Genomic DNA, 15,843 nt, shown 5'->3' with positions numbered 1-15,843 from the left:
ACCGCTCGGATGCCGGACCGCTCAGACGGTGGTGGCGGCGTCCTGGAACTCCAGGCGGGGCGCACGGGGGAAGAACGCGCCCTCGCCCGGCTTGCCGACGTTGATCACCAGGAACGACTTCTGCTTGCCGTCGCCGAAGAACTCCTTGTCCAGGGCGTCGAAGTCGAAGCCGGTCATCGGGCCCGCGGCCAGACCGGCGGCGCGGATGCCCAGGATGAAGTAGCCGGCCTGGAGGGTGGCGTTCTGGATGCCCGCCACCTCGCGGACCGAGCGCTCCGCGAAGTAGGTGTCCTTGATGCCGGGGGCCGCGGGGAACAGGTGCGGCAGCTTCTCGTGGAAGTCGACGTCGGCGGAGAGGATCACCGTCAGCGGGGCGGCGAGCGTCTTCGGGCCGTTGGCGCCCATGGCGTGCGCCACCAGGCGCTCCCGCGCCTCCGTGGAACGGACCAGGGTCAGCCGCAGCGGCGACTGGTTGAACGCGGTCGGCGCGAACTTGACCAGGTCGTACACGGCCTGCACCTGCTCGTCCGTGACCGGCTCGTCGGTGAAGGTGTTGGCGGTCTGGGCCTCACGGAAGAGGAGGTCCTGCGCGGCGGGGTCAAGGGCGAGAGTCATGGGGCCACCTTACGGATTCCGGGTTGTGCTTCCTGTGCACTGTATCCGAAGTGGATTAACTTTCAACTAACCGCTTCTGTTCCCCGGCCCGCGGGGGATGTGGGAGGCGTCACGGACGAGGCGGACGGGCCGGCCGCCGGCGAGGAGCGAGGGCGGCGGGGCGCTGGGAAGGGGAGGTGCGGGGGAAGGCGGCACGTGGAAGGTGGGGAAGGCCCCGATGCGGTCGGACCGCGGCGGGTGCCGGGCGGTGCGGTCGGCCCGTGGTGGTCGGCCCGTGGCGGTCGGCGGGAGGCGCGGGGGCGGGCCGGCTCGCCGCGTCAGACTGCCTGCCCGCCGCAGGCGGCTCCTCAGCGGTCGCCGGCCCGGGTGGCGCCCCCGGCGGCCGGACCGCCGGCGGTGTCCGCGGCCCCCTCGGCGTCCTGGCCCGGCGCCGCCTCCTCGTCGGGCTCCTCGGCCGTCAGCGCCGCGTCCAACCGGGCCCGGGCGCCCTCCAGCCAGCGGCGGCACACCTTCGCCAGCCGCTCACCGCGCTCCCAGAGCGCCAGCGACTCCTCCAGCGTCGTCCCACCCGTCTCCAGGGCGCGGACCACCTCGATGAGCTCGTCCCGTGCCTGTTCGTAACCGAGGGCGGAGTCCGCGTCCGGGGTCGCCGACTGCTCGGTGGTGCCGTCTGTCATGCCACAAGGTTAGGACGGCCCACTGACGGTCCGGCGCACGGTGAAGTCCCCCTCGGCGACCCGCGCCCGCAGCTCCTCCTCCGGCTCCACCTCCTCCGGCGTGCGCACCGCCGTGCCGTCCGCGCGCTGCAACACCGCGTAGCCGCGCTCCAGGGTGGCCTTGGGCGAGAGGGCGAGGACCCGGGCCCGGGTGTGCGACAGCTCGGAGTCGGCCCGGTCCAGCAGATGGCGGAAGGTGCGCCGGCCCCGCTCCAGCAGCGCCGCCACCTCGGCCTCCCGGTCCTCCACCATCCGCTGCGGACGCAGTATCGAGGGCCGGTGCAGGGCAGCGGACAGGCCGCGCTCCTCACGGTCCAGGAAGCCGCGCAGCGCGCGTAGCGACCGCTCCCGCAGCTGCTGGATGCGGGCCTGCTCCTCGCCGACGTCCGGCACCACCTTCTTCGCGGCGTCCGTCGGCGTCGAGGCACGCAGGTCCGCGACGAGGTCCAGCAGCGGCGAGTCCGGCTCGTGGCCGATGGCGGAGACCACCGGGGTGCGGGCCGCCGCCACCGCCCGGACCACCTCCTCGTCGGAGAACGGCAGCAGGTCCTCCACACTGCCGCCGCCCCGGGCCACCACGATGACGTCGACCTCGTCCATCGCGTCCAGCTCGCGGATGGCGCCGATCACCTGCGGCACCGCCCGCACGCCCTGCACCGCGACGTTACGCACCTCGAAGCTCACCGCCGGCCAGCGCAACCGGGCGTTCTCCAGCACGTCGCGCTCGGCCGCGCTCGCCCTGCCGCACACCAGGCCCACCAACTGCGGCAGGAAGGGCAGCGGGCGCTTGCGCTCCGGCGCGAACAGGCCCTCGGCGGTCAGCCGGCGCTTGAGCTGCTCCAGCCGGGCCAGCAGCTCGCCCACCCCGACGGGCCGTATCTCGGCGGCCCGCAGCGAGAGCTGGCCGCGCGGCGCGTACCACTCCGGTTTGGCACGGACCACCACCCGCGCCCCTTCCCCGACCACGTCCGCCACCGGCTCGAAGACCTGGCGGAAGCAGGTCACCGTCAGCGAGACGTCGTGCGAGGGGTCGCGCAGCGTCAGGAAGACCACGCCCGCCCCCGGCCGCCGCGAGAGCTGCGTGATCTGCCCCTCCACCCAGACGGCCCCCAGCCGGTCGATCCACCCGCCGATCAGACGCGAGACCTGGGAGACCGGGATCGGCTCCTCAGCCGACGTGCTCACTGCCATGCCACCGAGCGTAGCGGCGGCCACCGACACCACCGTGCGCCCGCCGCCGCCGGAATGGGACCCTCCGCCTCACCTTCCGCCCCCGCCGGTGCCCGCTGCGTCCCGGTGCGCACCGCCGTCCCCGGCCCCGCCCCCGCGCACCGCCTGGAGCAGGAGCACCAGCAGCCCCACCCCCAGCCACACACCGCCGACGACCAGCGCCGTACCCGAGGCGTTGACCAGCACCGCGACCACCACCGCGAACCCCAGCACCGGCACCACCAGGTGCACCAGCGGCCGGAGCCGGCCACCGCCCTCCGCCCCGCCGCGCCGCACCACGAACCAGCCGACGACCGCGGCGTGCAGCAGCGCGAAGGCGGTGAGGGCGCCCACGTTGACGATGGAGGACAGCCGGTCCAGACCGTCGTCCCGCCGCGCCGCCCACACCGCCGCGACCAGGGTGATGACCGCCGCGACCAGCAGCGACCTGCGGGGCGCCCCGCTGCCGGCGTCCACCTTCGCCATGGGGCGCGGCAGCCGTCGCTCACGGGCCATCGCGAACAGCAGCCGGCCCGCCGCCGCCTGGCCGGCCAGCGCCGCGAACGCCGCACCGATCGCCTTGGACGCCGCGACCAGTTTCTGCAGCCACTCGCCGACCGCGGAGTTCGCCGTCACGTAGAACGCGTCCCCCTGCTCGGCCGGCCGTGCCGCCAGCTCCCGTGCCGAGGTCGGCGTGAGCAGCGCCGCCAGGTAGGTCTGCGCCGCGAACAGCACCCCGGCCAGCACCAGGCAGGTCAGCACCGCCCGCGCCACCCGCCGGCCACCTCCCTCGGCCTCCTCGGCGAACGAGGCCACGGCGTCGAACCCCAGGTAGGACAGGACCGCGACGGAGACCGCGGAGAGCACCGCGGTCACCGAGAAGCCGCCCTCGCCCGAGAACGGCGAGGCCCAGCCGTGCCGCGGCCCGTCCACCGCCAGCACGTACACCGCAGCCCCCACGAACACCAGCAGCACCACCACCTCCAGCGTCAGCACCGCGAAACCGGCGACGGCGGCGGTCCGCACCCCCAGCAGGTTCAGCGCGGTGGTGACCACCACCGCGACCGCCGTCCACACCCACTGGTCCACCTGCGGAACCAGCGACTCCATCGCGATGCCGGTGAAGAGGTAGGCCACCGCCGGGATCAGCAGGTAGTCGAGCATCGCCATCCACCCGGCGACGAACCCCGGGGCCTCGCCCAGCCCCAGGCGCGCGTAGGTGAAGACCGAGCCGGCGCGCGGCGCGACCCGCACCATCTGCGCGTAGCTCACCGCCGTGAAGGCCATCGCGACCGTCGCGACCACGTAGACCAGCGCGATCGCCCCGTGCGACCTGGCCTGCAACGTCCCGTAGATGCCCACCGGCGCCATGGGGGCGATGAAGAGCAGCCCGTAGACCACCAGGTCGCGCAGGCGCAGCGAGCGGTGCAGCCCGCCCGCCGCGCGCCCGGCGCCCCGGCCCGGCCCACCGCCCGCCGCCCCGCCACCGGGCGTCGCGGGGCCACCGCCGCCGCCCGCGCCGCGGCCCTCCGCCGCACCGTCCGCACCCGCCATCCAGATCGGCCTCCTCGTCTGCCCCCCGAAGAGCTGCCCCACAGCTGTCGTACCGCAGTCCCGCGGGCCGGGCGGGCAGCACGCGCGGAACACCCCGCGCGCGCCCCGGAACCGCACCGTCCGCGCCCGGACGCCCGTGCCCAGTCTCCTGCAGAGGCTTGACCTTCGGGCGCCACGGCACGGCCTACGATGGGTGGCATGACTTCCACGCCGAGCCCGTCGCCCGCCGCCGCCCCCAGCGGAGACGCCACGCGCAGCAGTGGTGACCGCCGGGTCCTGCTCGCCAACCCCCGCGGCTACTGCGCGGGCGTGGACCGCGCCGTCGTAGCCGTGGAGAAGGCGCTGGAGCAGTACGGCGCGCCGGTCTACGTACGGCACGAGATCGTCCACAACAAGCACGTCGTCAAGACCCTGGAGAAGAAGGGCGCCATCTTCGTCGACGAGACGCAGGAGGTCCCCGAGGGCAACATCGTCATCTTCTCCGCGCACGGTGTGGCGCCCGTGGTCCACGAGGAGGCCGAGCGCGGCAAGCTCGCCACCATCGACGCCACCTGCCCGCTGGTGACGAAGGTGCACAAGGAAGCGGTCCGGTTCGCCAAGGAGGACTACGACATCCTCCTCATCGGTCACGAGGGCCACGAGGAGGTCGTCGGGACCAGCGGTGAGGCGCCCGAGCACATCACCCTCGTCGACGGCCCCGCCGACGTGGCGAACGTCGAGGTCCGCGACCCGGAGAAGGTCGTCTGGCTCTCCCAGACCACCCTTTCGGTCGACGAGACCATGGAGACCGTCGGCGCCCTCAAGGAGCGTTTCCCCGCCCTCGTCTCGCCGCCCAGCGACGACATCTGCTACGCCACGCAGAACCGCCAGACGGCAGTGAAGAAGATGGGCGCCGAGTCCGACCTGGTCATCGTCGTCGGCTCGAAGAACTCCTCCAACTCCGTCCGCCTGGTCGAGGTGGCCCTCGGTGCCGGCGCCAAGGACGCCCACCTGGTCGACTACGCCGAGGAGATCGACGAGGCCTGGCTGGAGGGTGTGCGCACGGTCGGCGTCACCTCGGGCGCCTCCGTGCCCGACGTCCTCGTCCACGACGTCCTCGCCTGGCTGGCCCGGCGCGACTTCAACGACGTCGAGACGGTCACCGCCGCGGAGGAGTCGATCCACTTCTCGCTGCCCAAGGAACTCCGCCGCGACCTGCGCGCCGAGGCCGCGGCAGCGGTGGCGGGCCCCACCGGGGCCTGACCCGACCGGCACCGTCCCGACCGGCCCCGGAGCCCTGCTCCGGGGCCGCCGTGCGCCGCCCCGCGCCCCACCCGGACGGTCCTGCGCCTGCCCGTCCGCTCCCCACCGGCGGCCCTCCCGTCCTACCCTTCGACCATGAACGTCTTCGGCGTGGACATCGGCGGCTCGGGCATCAAGGGCGCGCCCGTCGATCTCGACAAGGGCGACCTCGCTGCGGAGCGCCACAAGGTCCTCACCCCCCACCCGGCGACGCCAGAGGCGGTGGCCGAGTGCGTCCGGCAGGTGGTGGACCACTTCGACTGGACGGGCCCGGTGGGCGCGACCTTCCCCGGCGTGGTGCGCGGCGGCACCACCCTGAGCGCCGCCAACGTCGACAAGCACTGGATCGGCACCGACGCCGTCGGCCTGCTCGGCGACCGGCTCGGCACGGACCGCCCGGTGACCCTCCTCAACGACGCCGACGCGGCCGGACTGGCCGAGATGGAGTTCGGCGCCGGGCGGGGACGCTCCGGCACGGTCATCGTCCTGACCCTGGGCACCGGCATCGGCAGCGCCGTGTTCGTCGACGGCCGGCTGCTGCCCAACACCGAGCTCGGCCACGTGGAGCTGGCCGGCCACGACGCGGAGAAGCGGGCGTCCAGTCACGCCCGGGAGACCGAGGACCTCAGCTGGAAGCACTGGGCCCGCCGGGTGCAGCGCTACCTGTGCCACCTGGAGATGCTCTTCTCGCCCGACCTGTTCGTCCTGGGCGGCGGGGTCAGCCGCAAGGCCGACAAGTTCCTGCCGCACATCGAGGAGGTCAAGGCGGAGATCCTGCCGGCCCGGCTGCAGAACAACGCAGGCATCGTCGGCGCCGCCATGGCCGCGCGCCAGGCGACCGGGTCCCTCGGGGCGGACGCGAGCGGGGCGTGAGGGGCCCCGGGGCGGCCTGACGAGTCCTGGGCGTGGCCTGAGGGCCCTGAGCCGGTTCTCCGGGCGTCAGGGGGTCTCGGCAGGGGGTGTGGCGGACGGGGGTGTGGCGGACGGGGACGCAGGGGCCGGGGGTGCGTCGGCGTTTGCGGAGTCCGCCGCCGGTGCCGGCCGCCTCCGGCCCAGCGCCTCCGCCTGCCGCCGCCGCTCCAGCCGGGCCGCGCGGCGCCGGGCGACCAGCACGGACTTGCGGAGCAGCACCAGCACCACGCTCAGCCCGGTCCCGGCGTAGAGCCAGCCGACCTGGAGCGCCAGCACCGAGAAGACACCGACGGCCAGCCCGCCCACGCCGTCGCCGTCCCCGCTGATCGGCACGGTGCCCAGGGTGAAGGCGATGGGCAGCGTCACCGGGGGCGTGATCAGGTCGTAGGGCCGCACCCACAGCGCCGCAGCGAGGCTCACCAGCAGGAAGAAGCCGCCGTACACGGCGGGGGAGCCGTCCAGGAGCAGCCAGTCCAGACAGGCGAAGACGAACAGCGCGAGGGTCGAGAGCAGGCCGCAGCCGAGCCCGGTCAGCCGGGCCGCGGGCAGCCGTTCCAGCAGCGCGGGCAGCACCCGGCGTCCGCCGGCCCGGTACACCGTCCCCGTCCCGGCGGCACCGCCCTGCCGGCGCCCCGGCCGCCTCCCCGCGCCGCCGGGGCGCCCGCCCTCGGCGCCCCCGCCCACCGCGTCGGGGTCCTCCTCCAGACGCGGCAGCCGGACCTCCCCTCTGACGGCTCGCCGGCCGCCGAGAGGAGTGCGGCCCTGGGACATGCGCGCTTTCTGTTGCTCCACCCGGCCACGGTAGGCCGCTAAGTGGGATTAACCGGCCACAGGACACGCCTTTTGAGTGAGTCGGGACCCGGTTCGCCGCACAATGGCGTCACAGGGAGTAGGGGCGGAGTCACCGAGCCTGCCGCAGCGCGCGGCGCCACACGGCTGTGGGCGCCCCCGCCGCGGCGCCCAGGCGCAGGGGCGGCCGCCCACTGGCCCCCCGCGCGACGGCAGGTCGCCGGGGTCCCCGCGGCCCGGAACGGCGCTCTCACCGAAGGGCCCGCCGGTCGACTCGGCACGGCCCGTAGACTGGTTCTTCGGCCGCGCCACGCCGACGGCCGCCCGCGCCACCACGCGCACCCAACGTCACCGCGCGGACGCAAGGCTCCCTCGCGTCCGCGTCCGCACCCAACCCGCCGGGAAGTCGCCACCGTGTCGCTCACGATCGGAATCGTCGGCCTGCCGAACGTCGGCAAGTCGACCCTGTTCAACGCCCTGACCAAGAACGACGTGCTGGCGGCCAACTACCCGTTCGCCACCATCGAGCCCAACGTCGGTGTGGTCGGTGTCCCCGACCCCAGGCTCGCCAGGCTCGCCGAGATCTTCGAGTCGCAGAAGGTCCTGCCCGCGACCGTGGACTTCGTCGACATCGCCGGCATCGTGCGTGGTGCCTCCGAGGGTGAGGGCCTGGGGAACAAGTTCCTGGCCAACATCCGGGAGTCCGACGCGATCTGCCAGGTCATCCGGGCCTTCAAGGACGAGAACGTCGTCCACGTCGACGGCAAGGTCTCGCCCAAGGACGACATCGAGACCATCAACACCGAGCTGATCCTCGCCGACCTCCAGACCATCGAGAAGGTCCTGCCGCGGCTCCAGAAGGAGTCCCGGATCAAGAAGGACATCGCCCCGAAGGTCAAGGCCGTCGAGGAGGCCAAGGAGATCCTGGAGAAGGGCGACACCCTCTTCCAGCACGGCATCGTCCAGGGCACCGAGCGCAACGAGCTGCTGCACGACCTCCACCTCCTCACCACCAAGCCCTTCCTCTACGTCTTCAACGTCGACGAGGACGAGCTGACCGACGAGGCCTTCAAGGAGGAGCAGCGCGCCCTGGTGGCCCCCGCCGAGGCGATCTTCCTCAACGCCAAACTGGAGGCCGACCTCGCCGAGCTGGACGAGGACGAGGCGCTGGAACTGCTCCAGTCCGTCGGCCAGGACGAGCCGGGCCTCGCCACCCTCGCCCACGTCGGCTTCCGCACCCTCGGCCTGCAGACCTACCTGACGGCCGGCCCCAAGGAGACCCGGGCCTGGACCATCAAGAAGGCCGCGACTGCCCCGGAGGCGGCAGGTGTGATCCACACCGACTTCCAGAAGGGCTTCATCAAGGCCGAGATCATCTCCTTCGAGGACCTGGTCGAGCTGGGCTCGGTGGCGGAGGCCCGCGCGGCCGGCAAGGCCCGCATGGAGGGCAAGGACTACGTGATGCAGGACGGGGACGTGGTGGAGTTCCGGTTCAACGTGTGACCGTGGACCACCTTGAGCTGGATTGATCTGTCGAACGCGCAGGTCGGACGGGGCTCGCCTCCTTTGAGGCGGGCCCCGTTCTTCTTTCCATGCTGACCTGATGCTGTCTCTCAGTCCCGCCGTACCTCTCCAGTGGTACGTTATGTGGTACCAGTCCTGGAAGGAGTTCCATCGATGTCGATCACTGCCAGCGAGGCACGCAAGGCTCTCTTCCCGTTGATCAAGAAGGTCAACGACGATCACGAGGCCATCGAGATCGTCTCCAAGCACGGGAACGCCGTGCTCGTCTCGGCTGAGGACTTCGAGGCCCTGCGTGAAGGCTCCTACCTGTTGCGCTCGCCGGCCAACGCGCGCCGACTGCTCAAGGCGTACGAGAACGCGCTTGGTGGCACGGGGCTCTCCGAGCGGGAGCTCATCGACCCTGATGCGTCGGGTTCCGAGAAGGGTGCCGCGTGAGGCTCGTCTTCGAGGAGGGCGGCTGGGAGGACTACACGTCCGGGCTCAAGAACGACCGCAAGATGCTTGTCCGGATCAACAGGCTCATCGACGACGTCCTGCGGGACCCGTTCACCGGGATCGGCAAGCCCGAGCCGCTGAAGTACCACCTGCCCGGGGCTTGGTCGCGGCGGATTGATGACGAGCACCGCTTCGTTTATCTGGTCACCGATCGGGAGATCATCGTCTTGGCCGCCCGCTACCACTACTGATTCCGATCAGGTGCGGGCTCATGCTGGTCTGCCGTGACAGGCCCACTCATCCGGGACGGCCCCGAGCCTTCTCGCCCACTGGACCGGGCGCCCCGTGGGCAGAGGGACGCGGCCTTGGCTGGTTCGGCCGACACCGGCCGGCGCCGGTGGGCAGGCCCGTCCCCTCAGGCCCGATCCGTCAGGCCCGGTCCCGGGTCACCCGCACCGGAACCGAGGCCAGGCCCTGGAGCACGTTGTTCAGGGCGGGCACCGGCTCCCCGTCCGCCTCGATGCGCGTGCACCGGGAGACGAGCGCCTCGATGACCGCGGTGGCCTGGAGGGCGGCGAGGTGGTTGCCGGCGCAGCTGTGCGGGCCGGTGCCGAGGGCGAGCTGGTCCGCGGCGTCCGGGCGGGACACCCGGAAGGCGTCGGCGTCCGGACCCCACTTGCGCCTGTCGCGTCCGCTGGAGCCGTAGAGCACCCACAGCTGCTCGCCCTGTCGGACGCGCACACCGCCCAGGTCCGTGGTGCGGGTGGCCCGGCGGCCGAAGCCCTGCACCGGCGCGTACAGGCGGATCGCCTCGTGAAAGGCGCCCTCGGGCCGGGCCCGGCCGGTGCGCAGGTGCTCCCACTGGTCGGGGTGGGTGGCCAGCAGGTGCACGGCGCGTGAGATCGCGTAGATGGTGGTGTCCATGCCGGCGGCGGTGTAGGCCGACATCAGGGGCACGCCGTCGTCCTCCGTCAGCTGCCCGGCGTCGATCGCGGCGTAGACGGCGGCCATCCAGGAGCCGGGGGTGACGGTGTCGCGGGAGACCTTCTCGTGGAGGAAGGCGATGACGGCGGCAGCGACCGGCGCCGCCGAGCGGTGGCGGGCGTTGTCGGGGCCGAAGACGTCGAAGGTGGCGGCTGCCCCGTGGATCAGCTCCTCGCGGGTCTCGGGCGGCAGACCCATCAGCTCCATGACGACGTCGGCCACGAAGTCGCGGGCCAGGTCCGCCGCGTCGAACCGGCTGCGCCGCACCTGCTCGTCGACCGCCGTCACCGCCCGGGCCCGGACCCCGTCGGCGAGGTCGCGCAGGGCGCGGGGGCTGAGCTGACGGGAGAGCGGACGGCGCAACCGGACGTGGGCCGGACCGTCGCTGGCGAGCACGGTACCCCGCAGGATCTGCTGGTTCGCGAACTCGGTCAGGGCGATTCCGTCGACCGCGGTGAAGGTGTCGCTGTCCCCGAGCACGGTCCGGGCCTCGTCGTACCGGGGCACCGCCCAGACCCCTTCGCCGACGTTCGGCAACCAGACGGCCGGCCCCAGCTCCCGCAGCGTGGCGTACGCCGGGTAGGGGTCGGTGAGCACGTCGTCGGCGAAGAGGTCGAGATCCGAGGTGGGGCCGGTGACAGGAGCAGAGGAGGTCACGCCGGTCTGCTTTCTACACGGAGGCGGTGGACGTGGACGGTGGCCTGCGCGGAGGCGGTGGACGGGGCCTACACGGAGATGGTGGACTGGCTGAGCCGGTGGTCGATTAGGGCCAGCAGGACGTCCCTGCTGGACGACGGATCGCGTGCATCGAGCCGCACGACGGGGACGTCGTCGGCCAGTTGGAGCGAGGCGCGCACCTCCTCGGGCGGGTAGGAGTGCGAGTCGGGGAACTCGTTGACGCCCACGACGAAGGGCACGCGGCGCTGCTCGAAGAAGTCCACGCTTGCGAAACTGTCCGACATGCGGCGGGTGTCGGCGAGTACGACGGCGCCGATCGCGCCGCGCACGAGGTCGTCCCACATGAACCAGAAGCGGTCCTGCCCGGGGGTACCGAACAGGTAGAGGACGATGTCGCCGAGGGTGCGCCGACCGAAGTCCAGAGCGACGGTGGTGGTGGTCTTGGTGGCGACCCGGCTGGTGTCGTCGAGGGATTCGGTGGCGGTGGTGAGCTGCGCCTCGGTGGAGAGCGGTTCGATCTCGCTGACCGACCCCACGAACGTGGTCTTGCCCACCCCGAAGCCCCCTGCTACCAGGATCTTCATGGAGTCAGGAGCACTAGATGGCACGGAGTCTGTCTCTCACTTTCCTTAGGAACGCTTCGGTGACCACACCGCCGCGCGTCATGTCCAGCGGCGCCCGGGTCTCGACCCAGCCGCCCGCGCGCAGTTCGGCGACCATCGCTCCGGCCACGCCCACCGGGACCCGCAGGTGGGCGGCCAGTTCCGCCACCGCTCGGGCCGTGGAGCACATCCGGACGATCCGCCCGTACCGGGAACCCGCGGGCGGGCCCTCGGCGGCCGAGGCGGTGGCGAGAACGTGGGTGTCGAGGCGGATGTCCGCGTCGTCCAGGTCCTGGACCCGGCCGCCGGTCACCGACCAGGAGCGGGACCGGCGGCCGTGTGCCGGGCGGGGTCCGATCACGCAGGGGCACCACCCTCGGCGGGCAGCGGCCGCTGCTCGGCGTCGAGTACCGGACCCAGGCGCTTGGTGAGCAGGGTGAGTTCGTAGCCGATGTGGCCCAGATTGGCATCCGGCTTGGTCGTCACGGCGAGGAAGGTGTTGCTGCCGGCCCGGGCCACCACGAAGAAGCCGCCCTCCATCTCGATCAGGGTGCGGCGGACCGCACCGCCGCCCTCCTCGGCGGCGACGCGGCTGGCGAGGTTGCCCAGACTGGCGGCGAGGGGCGACCTGCGCAACGCCGTCTCCTCGTCGAAGCCGCTCCAGTACAGCGGAAGCCCGTCCTCGGCGAGTACCACGGCACACCGCACACCGGCGATGTCGTCGATCTTCTCGTCGAGCAGCTTCTGGACCTCGGGGTTCCTCATCGGTTCTCGTCTTCCTGATCGGTGGACGTCTCCGCGGCGCGGGTGCCTTGCTGCCAGGCACCCCAGTTGGTGCCGACAGTCTCCGCGTCAACGTCCTTTGAGGGGTCGTACGCGGGCACCGCGGCGACCGGGGTGGCCAGTTGCGGTGCCAGGTGGGTCAGTGGCCGCCGGCGGGGCAGCTCGGGGGCCGGGCCCTGGGGGCGTGCCGTCGAGGTGGCTCCGGCCGGTGCGGGCGCTGCGGTCCGGTCCGCCGCCGCGCGGGTCCCGGTCTGGGCCGGGCCGGCCTCCCGGGCGGGGAGCCGGGCCGGGGCGGCCCCGTCGCGCGGGTGGGCGGCGGGCTCGGCACGGTCGGGCGGGGAAGCGGGGTGCCCGTCGGGAGCCGGGGACGCGGCGAGCGTTTCCCGGGGCCGGCTGTGTTCGGCCGTGGCACGCGCCGGACGCTGCTTCGGCTCACGGCGCGGCAGGGCGCCGGAGGGCGCAGCGGTGGCGGCCGGCGCAGGCCGGAGCTGCCGCTGCTCGCCGGGGGTGGCGGTGGGGTCGTCGCTGAAGATCGCGTGCGGCAGCATGACCACGGCCTTGGTGCCGCCGTAGTCGGAGGGGCGCAGGCTGACGCGCAGCCCGTAGGCGTGGGCGAGGTGGCCGACGACGAACAGCCCGAGCCGGCCGTCCTCGTTCTGGGCCATCGACTCGAAGGTCGGGGGCTCGGAGAGCTTGGCGTTGGCCTGGACGTACTGCTCCTCGGACATCCCGGTGCCCATGTCCTCGATCTCCACCGCGACACCGTGCACCGGCGAGACGCTGGTGACGCTCACCTCGGTGGCGGAGAAGGACAGGGCGTTGTCGAGCAGTGCCGCCACCACGTGCATGACGGCGTTCACGGCCTGCGGGCTCACCCACACGTCGGTGCGGATGCGGTTGCGGACCCGTTCGGGCTCGGCGGTCTCCGCCCGGGCGTCGTGCACGAGGTCGGCCAGGGCCTTGGGCTCGGTGTAGGGCTGGTCCGCGCCGCCGGCCAGGGTCTGGAGGTTGTCCAGGTGGCGGCGGGCGGCGACACCGCGGTGGTCGACCTTGATGAGGTCGCGCAGCAGGGCCGCGTTCGAGCCGTAGGTGCGCTCCAGCGTGTCGAGTTCGTCCAGCTGCCGTTCGACCAGGTTGAGGGCGCGGATGCTGGTGATGGCGACGAAGCCGGCGAAACCGCGCCGGTCGGCGGCCTGGGCGTCCGCCATGCGCAGCGCGGTGTGCTGGGCGGAGTTCAGGGCCCGCTCCAGCCCCGCGAACTCGTCGCCCCGGCTGGGCGGGTGGGGGAACTCGGCCTCGGGGTCGACCTGCTCGCCCTCCTGCAGCCGTGCGACGACGAGGGGCAGGCGCTCGGCGGTCTCCTCGGCGCTCGTCTGCAGAAGGCGGATGCGGGAGCTGATGGAGCGGATCAGGCCGATGATGAGGACGGCGATGAGGACGACGGCCGCGAGGCTGATGCCGACCTGCCAGTACACCTGGGTGCGGACCTGGTCGGCGCGCTCGGTGAGGTGGGTGAGGAGGCCCACGGTGCGGGCCAGGTCGATGGCGTTGACCTTCTGGGAGACCTGCGCGTAGGCGCTCGCCCACTGGCCGGTCTCGGCCGGCACCCGCCAGAGCGTGCCGGTGGTGCTGGGCGCGCTGATGACTGCCTGCGCCACCCGGTCGGTGGTGTGCCAGGCGGCGCTCCGGATGAGCGCGTCGTAGGCCGCCTTCTCACTCGGGGGGAGGTAGGGGGCGATCCAGCGCTCGTACATCACGCTCTGGGTGCCGTAGGCCTCGGCGAACGCGGTGCGGCGGGCCGCGGTCATACTGCCGGCTGCCCGGGCCTGCGAGATGAGCATGTCCTCCTGCGAGAGGGCGTCGGAGGCCCAGAACAGGCCGACGAGGGCCCGCGACTCGGTGGTGAGTCCGGGATCGTCGATGGCCGAGAGTGCCTGGTAGAACTGCACCAGTTCGGTGACCAGCCGCGTGTAGTAGCCGGTGACCTGGTCGGGGTCGCCGGTGTGGGCGTCGGCCCGCCGGCGGGTCGTGGCGAGGCCGTCCAGTTCGGCGTAGACCTTCTCGACGTAGGACCACTCGTGGCGCTGGTCCTTGCGCAGTTCGGTGCCCGAGAGGCGTCGGAAGGAGGCCACGCCCTGGTCGGTCGCTGAGCGTTGGTGCTGGAGCGCGGCCTTGTGGGCGGCGGTGGGGCTGGCCATGTAGACCGCGGAGAGCTTGCGCTCGTTCTGGGCGCCGATGAACAGCGGGAGGGACGCCCGGCCGCCCAGGTCGCCGGTCACCGCGTCGTTGCGCAGGTTGGCCTCCTGCCTCCAGTCCTGGGCCGCGTTGACGGCGACCAGCCCTACCAGGGCGACCAGGGCGACCGCCGCGACCATGGCGAGGCGGAGACGCACCGTCATGACACCGCCCCGGCCGCGGCGGGTCAGGGGGCCGGGTGTCCGTGTCGGTGTCATGGCTCCTCGCGTGTTCGGGTACGGGTGGTCGGCGGACCGCCCTGTCCGTGCGGCCTCGGGACTTCCGGTCCAGGGCATACCTGTGCGTCACGAAGCGGACTCGGTGTGCGGACCCGGGGCGCTGCGCAAGCAAAGTGTCACATGATCTGACTGGTGCAGTTGAGGTCCCTGGTATGCGATCCAGTAGTCAACCAGGCGTGGACGATGCCGCAAGGACCTGCACTGTTCTCTCACCACTTCGCAGAAACCGCACAGTTGAGGGGATGTCAAGGAGAACCGGTGGGGAACGGCTCGTGTCCCGCGGGCGGTCGGGTCTCCGGGCAGGCCACCCTGAGGCCGGGGCGCCGGTGGAGCCCCCTCGGCCATGTCGCCTCCGGCAGAACCGGTGACGCCTCCCGTCGGGGTGCGGGGCCTGCCACGGGGACGCCGTCGACCCCCTGGGCGGCATCAACGCGGCGCGTATGTCGGGCGGTTGATCGTGTGGGCGTTCTGTGGTGGGGTCACGGCCGACCCGGGGGCGGGAGCCGGGGCCGCTTCAGCGGGGGTGGAGCTCGAAGGTGACGGCGGGACGACCGCGGTGCTCCTCCCCCGAGCGGCGCAGCATGCCGGTCACGAACTCCCGGGCGTAGGCCGCCGGGTCGCTCTCGGCGGCACCGAGCCCGCGGATGTAGGCGGCGTGCTCGGTCAGGGAGGCCACGGCCCGCTCGATGCCGGCGTCCACCTCGTGGGCGTGGGTGGGGAAGGGGGAGCCGGCGACGGCCGTCCAGCGGACGCCGTCCCAGGGGCGGAGCCCCTCCTCGGTCAGGAGTTCCGGGAAGATCCACCGGTTTCCGGCGGCGCCGGCCGCGTCCAGGACGGCGCGTCCCACCACCCGGTGGTCGGGGGTGTTCCAGAAGGTGCCGCCCCAGGTGTCGTGGTGGTTGATGGTCAGCAGCAGTTCCGGGCGGTGGCGGCGGATCTGGGCCACCAGGTCGCGGCGGAGCCGCAGCCCGTCCTCGATCATCCCGTCCCGGTGGTCCAGGAAGGTCACCTCGGTGACGCCCGCCACCGCCGCGCTCGCCCGCTGCTCCGCCTCCCGAAGCGGTGCGCACTCGGCCGGCGGGACGCCGTCGATGCCGGCCTCGCCCCGGGTCACCAGCGTGTAGGCGACCTCCCGGCCGGCGTCCGTCCACTCCGCTACGGCGGCCACCGCGCCGTACTCCAGGTCGTCGGGGTGGGCGGCGATCGCCAGTGCCCGCTGCCAGTTGGCCGGCATGGGTGCCAGGCCCCGGCGGGAACCGGTGGCGGCCTCGGGTTCGGAGGTCATGG

Annotated in this window: 16 protein-coding genes; 5 read left to right on the top strand and 11 right to left on the bottom strand. The window is 72.9% G+C overall.

What is annotated here, in order from left to right:
• Positions 1–21 precede the first annotated feature (21 nt).
• The 4 genes from ACFV3R_RS18730 to ACFV3R_RS18715 all read right to left on the bottom strand — a co-directional run bounded on the left by ACFV3R_RS18730 (position 22) and on the right by ACFV3R_RS18715 (position 4,094).
• Positions 22–615 carry a malonic semialdehyde reductase gene (locus ACFV3R_RS18730; protein WP_385583644.1) on the bottom strand — a complete coding sequence of 198 codons (594 nt, stop codon included), beginning with the start codon at positions 613–615 and terminating at the stop codon, positions 22–24.
• A 347-nt stretch (positions 616–962) separates the two neighbouring features.
• Positions 963–1,292, bottom strand: coding sequence for an exodeoxyribonuclease VII small subunit (locus ACFV3R_RS18725; protein WP_385583641.1), 330 nt, complete (start codon positions 1,290–1,292; stop codon positions 963–965).
• A 9-nt stretch (positions 1,293–1,301) separates the two neighbouring features.
• Positions 1,302–2,522: an exodeoxyribonuclease VII large subunit gene (gene xseA / locus ACFV3R_RS18720; RefSeq protein WP_385583638.1), complete on the bottom strand. Its 1,221-nt coding sequence runs from the start codon at positions 2,520–2,522 to the stop codon at positions 1,302–1,304.
• Positions 2,523–2,591: 69 nt separating this feature from the next.
• Positions 2,592–4,094, bottom strand: coding sequence for an APC family permease (locus ACFV3R_RS18715; RefSeq protein WP_385583635.1), 1,503 nt, complete (start codon positions 4,092–4,094; stop codon positions 2,592–2,594).
• 198 nt (positions 4,095–4,292) lie between these two features.
• Between ACFV3R_RS18715 and ACFV3R_RS18710 the strand changes: the two genes are divergently transcribed.
• Together ACFV3R_RS18710 and ppgK are read left to right on the top strand one after the other, a co-directional pair.
• Complete coding sequence (locus tag ACFV3R_RS18710) at positions 4,293–5,336, top strand: 4-hydroxy-3-methylbut-2-enyl diphosphate reductase (RefSeq protein ID WP_385583632.1); 1,044 nt, start codon at positions 4,293–4,295, stop codon at positions 5,334–5,336.
• A gap of 135 nt (positions 5,337–5,471) precedes the next feature.
• Positions 5,472–6,248, top strand: a complete 777-nt coding sequence (ppgK, locus tag ACFV3R_RS18705) for a polyphosphate--glucose phosphotransferase (RefSeq protein ID WP_385583629.1) — start codon at positions 5,472–5,474, stop codon at positions 6,246–6,248.
• A 66-nt stretch (positions 6,249–6,314) separates the two neighbouring features.
• Here the strand turns inward: ppgK and ACFV3R_RS18700 are convergent, their stop codons facing one another.
• Positions 6,315–7,079 (bottom strand): DUF6542 domain-containing protein, encoded by a 765-nt coding sequence (locus tag ACFV3R_RS18700; protein ID WP_385583626.1) that lies wholly within the window; start codon positions 7,077–7,079, stop codon positions 6,315–6,317.
• A 411-nt stretch (positions 7,080–7,490) separates the two neighbouring features.
• Here ACFV3R_RS18700 and ychF point away from each other — a divergent pair, with 411 nt between their 5' ends.
• The 3 genes from ychF to ACFV3R_RS18685 all read left to right on the top strand — a co-directional run bounded on the left by ychF (position 7,491) and on the right by ACFV3R_RS18685 (position 9,286).
• Positions 7,491–8,579: a redox-regulated ATPase YchF gene (gene ychF, locus ACFV3R_RS18695; protein WP_385583623.1), complete on the top strand. Its 1,089-nt coding sequence runs from the start codon at positions 7,491–7,493 to the stop codon at positions 8,577–8,579.
• A 174-nt stretch (positions 8,580–8,753) separates the two neighbouring features.
• Positions 8,754–9,035 carry a type II toxin-antitoxin system Phd/YefM family antitoxin gene (locus tag ACFV3R_RS18690; RefSeq protein ID WP_385583620.1) on the top strand — a complete coding sequence of 94 codons (282 nt, stop codon included), beginning with the start codon at positions 8,754–8,756 and terminating at the stop codon, positions 9,033–9,035.
• A complete protein-coding gene (locus ACFV3R_RS18685; protein ID WP_385583616.1) occupies positions 9,032–9,286 on the top strand; it encodes a Txe/YoeB family addiction module toxin in 255 nt (84 codons plus the stop codon). The genes ACFV3R_RS18690 and ACFV3R_RS18685 overlap by 4 nt, the downstream gene beginning before the upstream one ends.
• 178 nt (positions 9,287–9,464) lie before the next feature.
• Here ACFV3R_RS18685 and ACFV3R_RS18680 read toward each other — a convergent pair whose 3' ends face one another.
• The 6 genes from ACFV3R_RS18680 to ACFV3R_RS18655 form a co-directional block, all read right to left on the bottom strand.
• Positions 9,465–10,676 carry a cytochrome P450 gene (locus tag ACFV3R_RS18680; protein ID WP_385583611.1) on the bottom strand — a complete coding sequence of 404 codons (1,212 nt, stop codon included), beginning with the start codon at positions 10,674–10,676 and terminating at the stop codon, positions 9,465–9,467.
• Positions 10,677–10,744: 68 nt separating this feature from the next.
• On the bottom strand, positions 10,745–11,281 hold the full coding sequence (locus tag ACFV3R_RS18675) for an ATP/GTP-binding protein (RefSeq protein ID WP_385583608.1): 537 nt from the start codon (positions 11,279–11,281) through the stop codon (positions 10,745–10,747).
• 13 nt (positions 11,282–11,294) lie between these two features.
• A complete protein-coding gene (locus ACFV3R_RS18670) occupies positions 11,295–11,660 on the bottom strand; it encodes a DUF742 domain-containing protein (RefSeq protein WP_385583605.1) in 366 nt (121 codons plus the stop codon).
• Positions 11,657–12,064, bottom strand: a complete 408-nt coding sequence (locus ACFV3R_RS18665; protein WP_385583602.1) for a roadblock/LC7 domain-containing protein — start codon at positions 12,062–12,064, stop codon at positions 11,657–11,659. Before ACFV3R_RS18665 ends, ACFV3R_RS18670 begins: the two co-directional genes overlap by 4 nt.
• Entirely contained in the window at positions 12,061–14,535 is a 2,475-nt protein-coding gene (locus tag ACFV3R_RS18660; protein WP_385583599.1) for a nitrate- and nitrite sensing domain-containing protein, read from the bottom strand. Before ACFV3R_RS18660 ends, ACFV3R_RS18665 begins: the two co-directional genes overlap by 4 nt.
• Positions 14,536–15,070: 535 nt before the next feature.
• A complete protein-coding gene (locus ACFV3R_RS18655; protein WP_385583596.1) occupies positions 15,071–15,841 on the bottom strand; it encodes a PIG-L deacetylase family protein in 771 nt (256 codons plus the stop codon).
• Between the last annotated feature and the right edge of the window lie 2 nt (positions 15,842–15,843).

This window comes from Streptomyces sp. NPDC059740 (assembly GCF_042733155.1).
Lineage (GTDB): Bacteria > Actinomycetota > Actinomycetes > Streptomycetales > Streptomycetaceae > Streptomyces.
The sequence above is the reverse complement of the archived record's forward strand: the minus strand, read 5'-3'. Positions and strand labels throughout refer to the sequence as shown.

Excerpts from the sequence above, each read along its gene's own strand:
- ACFV3R_RS18690 (WP_385583620.1), top strand. The coding sequence starts at position 8,754 with ATGTCGATCACTGCCAGCGAGGCACGCAAGGCTCTCTTCCCGTTGATC.
- ACFV3R_RS18675 (WP_385583608.1), bottom strand. The coding sequence starts at position 11,281 with ATGAAGATCCTGGTAGCAGGGGGCTTCGGGGTGGGCAAGACCACGTTC.
- xseA (WP_385583638.1), bottom strand. The coding sequence starts at position 2,522 with ATGGCAGTGAGCACGTCGGCTGAGGAGCCGATCCCGGTCTCCCAGGTC.
- ACFV3R_RS18710 (WP_385583632.1), top strand. The coding sequence starts at position 4,293 with ATGACTTCCACGCCGAGCCCGTCGCCCGCCGCCGCCCCCAGCGGAGAC.
- ACFV3R_RS18665 (WP_385583602.1), bottom strand. The coding sequence starts at position 12,064 with ATGAGGAACCCCGAGGTCCAGAAGCTGCTCGACGAGAAGATCGACGAC.
- ACFV3R_RS18655 (WP_385583596.1), bottom strand. The coding sequence starts at position 15,841 with ATGACCTCCGAACCCGAGGCCGCCACCGGTTCCCGCCGGGGCCTGGCA.
- ACFV3R_RS18730 (WP_385583644.1), bottom strand. The coding sequence starts at position 615 with ATGACTCTCGCCCTTGACCCCGCCGCGCAGGACCTCCTCTTCCGTGAG.
- ACFV3R_RS18725 (WP_385583641.1), bottom strand. The coding sequence starts at position 1,292 with ATGACAGACGGCACCACCGAGCAGTCGGCGACCCCGGACGCGGACTCC.
- ACFV3R_RS18660 (WP_385583599.1), bottom strand. The coding sequence starts at position 14,535 with ATGACACCGACACGGACACCCGGCCCCCTGACCCGCCGCGGCCGGGGC.
- ppgK (WP_385583629.1), top strand. The coding sequence starts at position 5,472 with ATGAACGTCTTCGGCGTGGACATCGGCGGCTCGGGCATCAAGGGCGCG.
- ACFV3R_RS18715 (WP_385583635.1), bottom strand. The coding sequence starts at position 4,094 with ATGGCGGGTGCGGACGGTGCGGCGGAGGGCCGCGGCGCGGGCGGCGGC.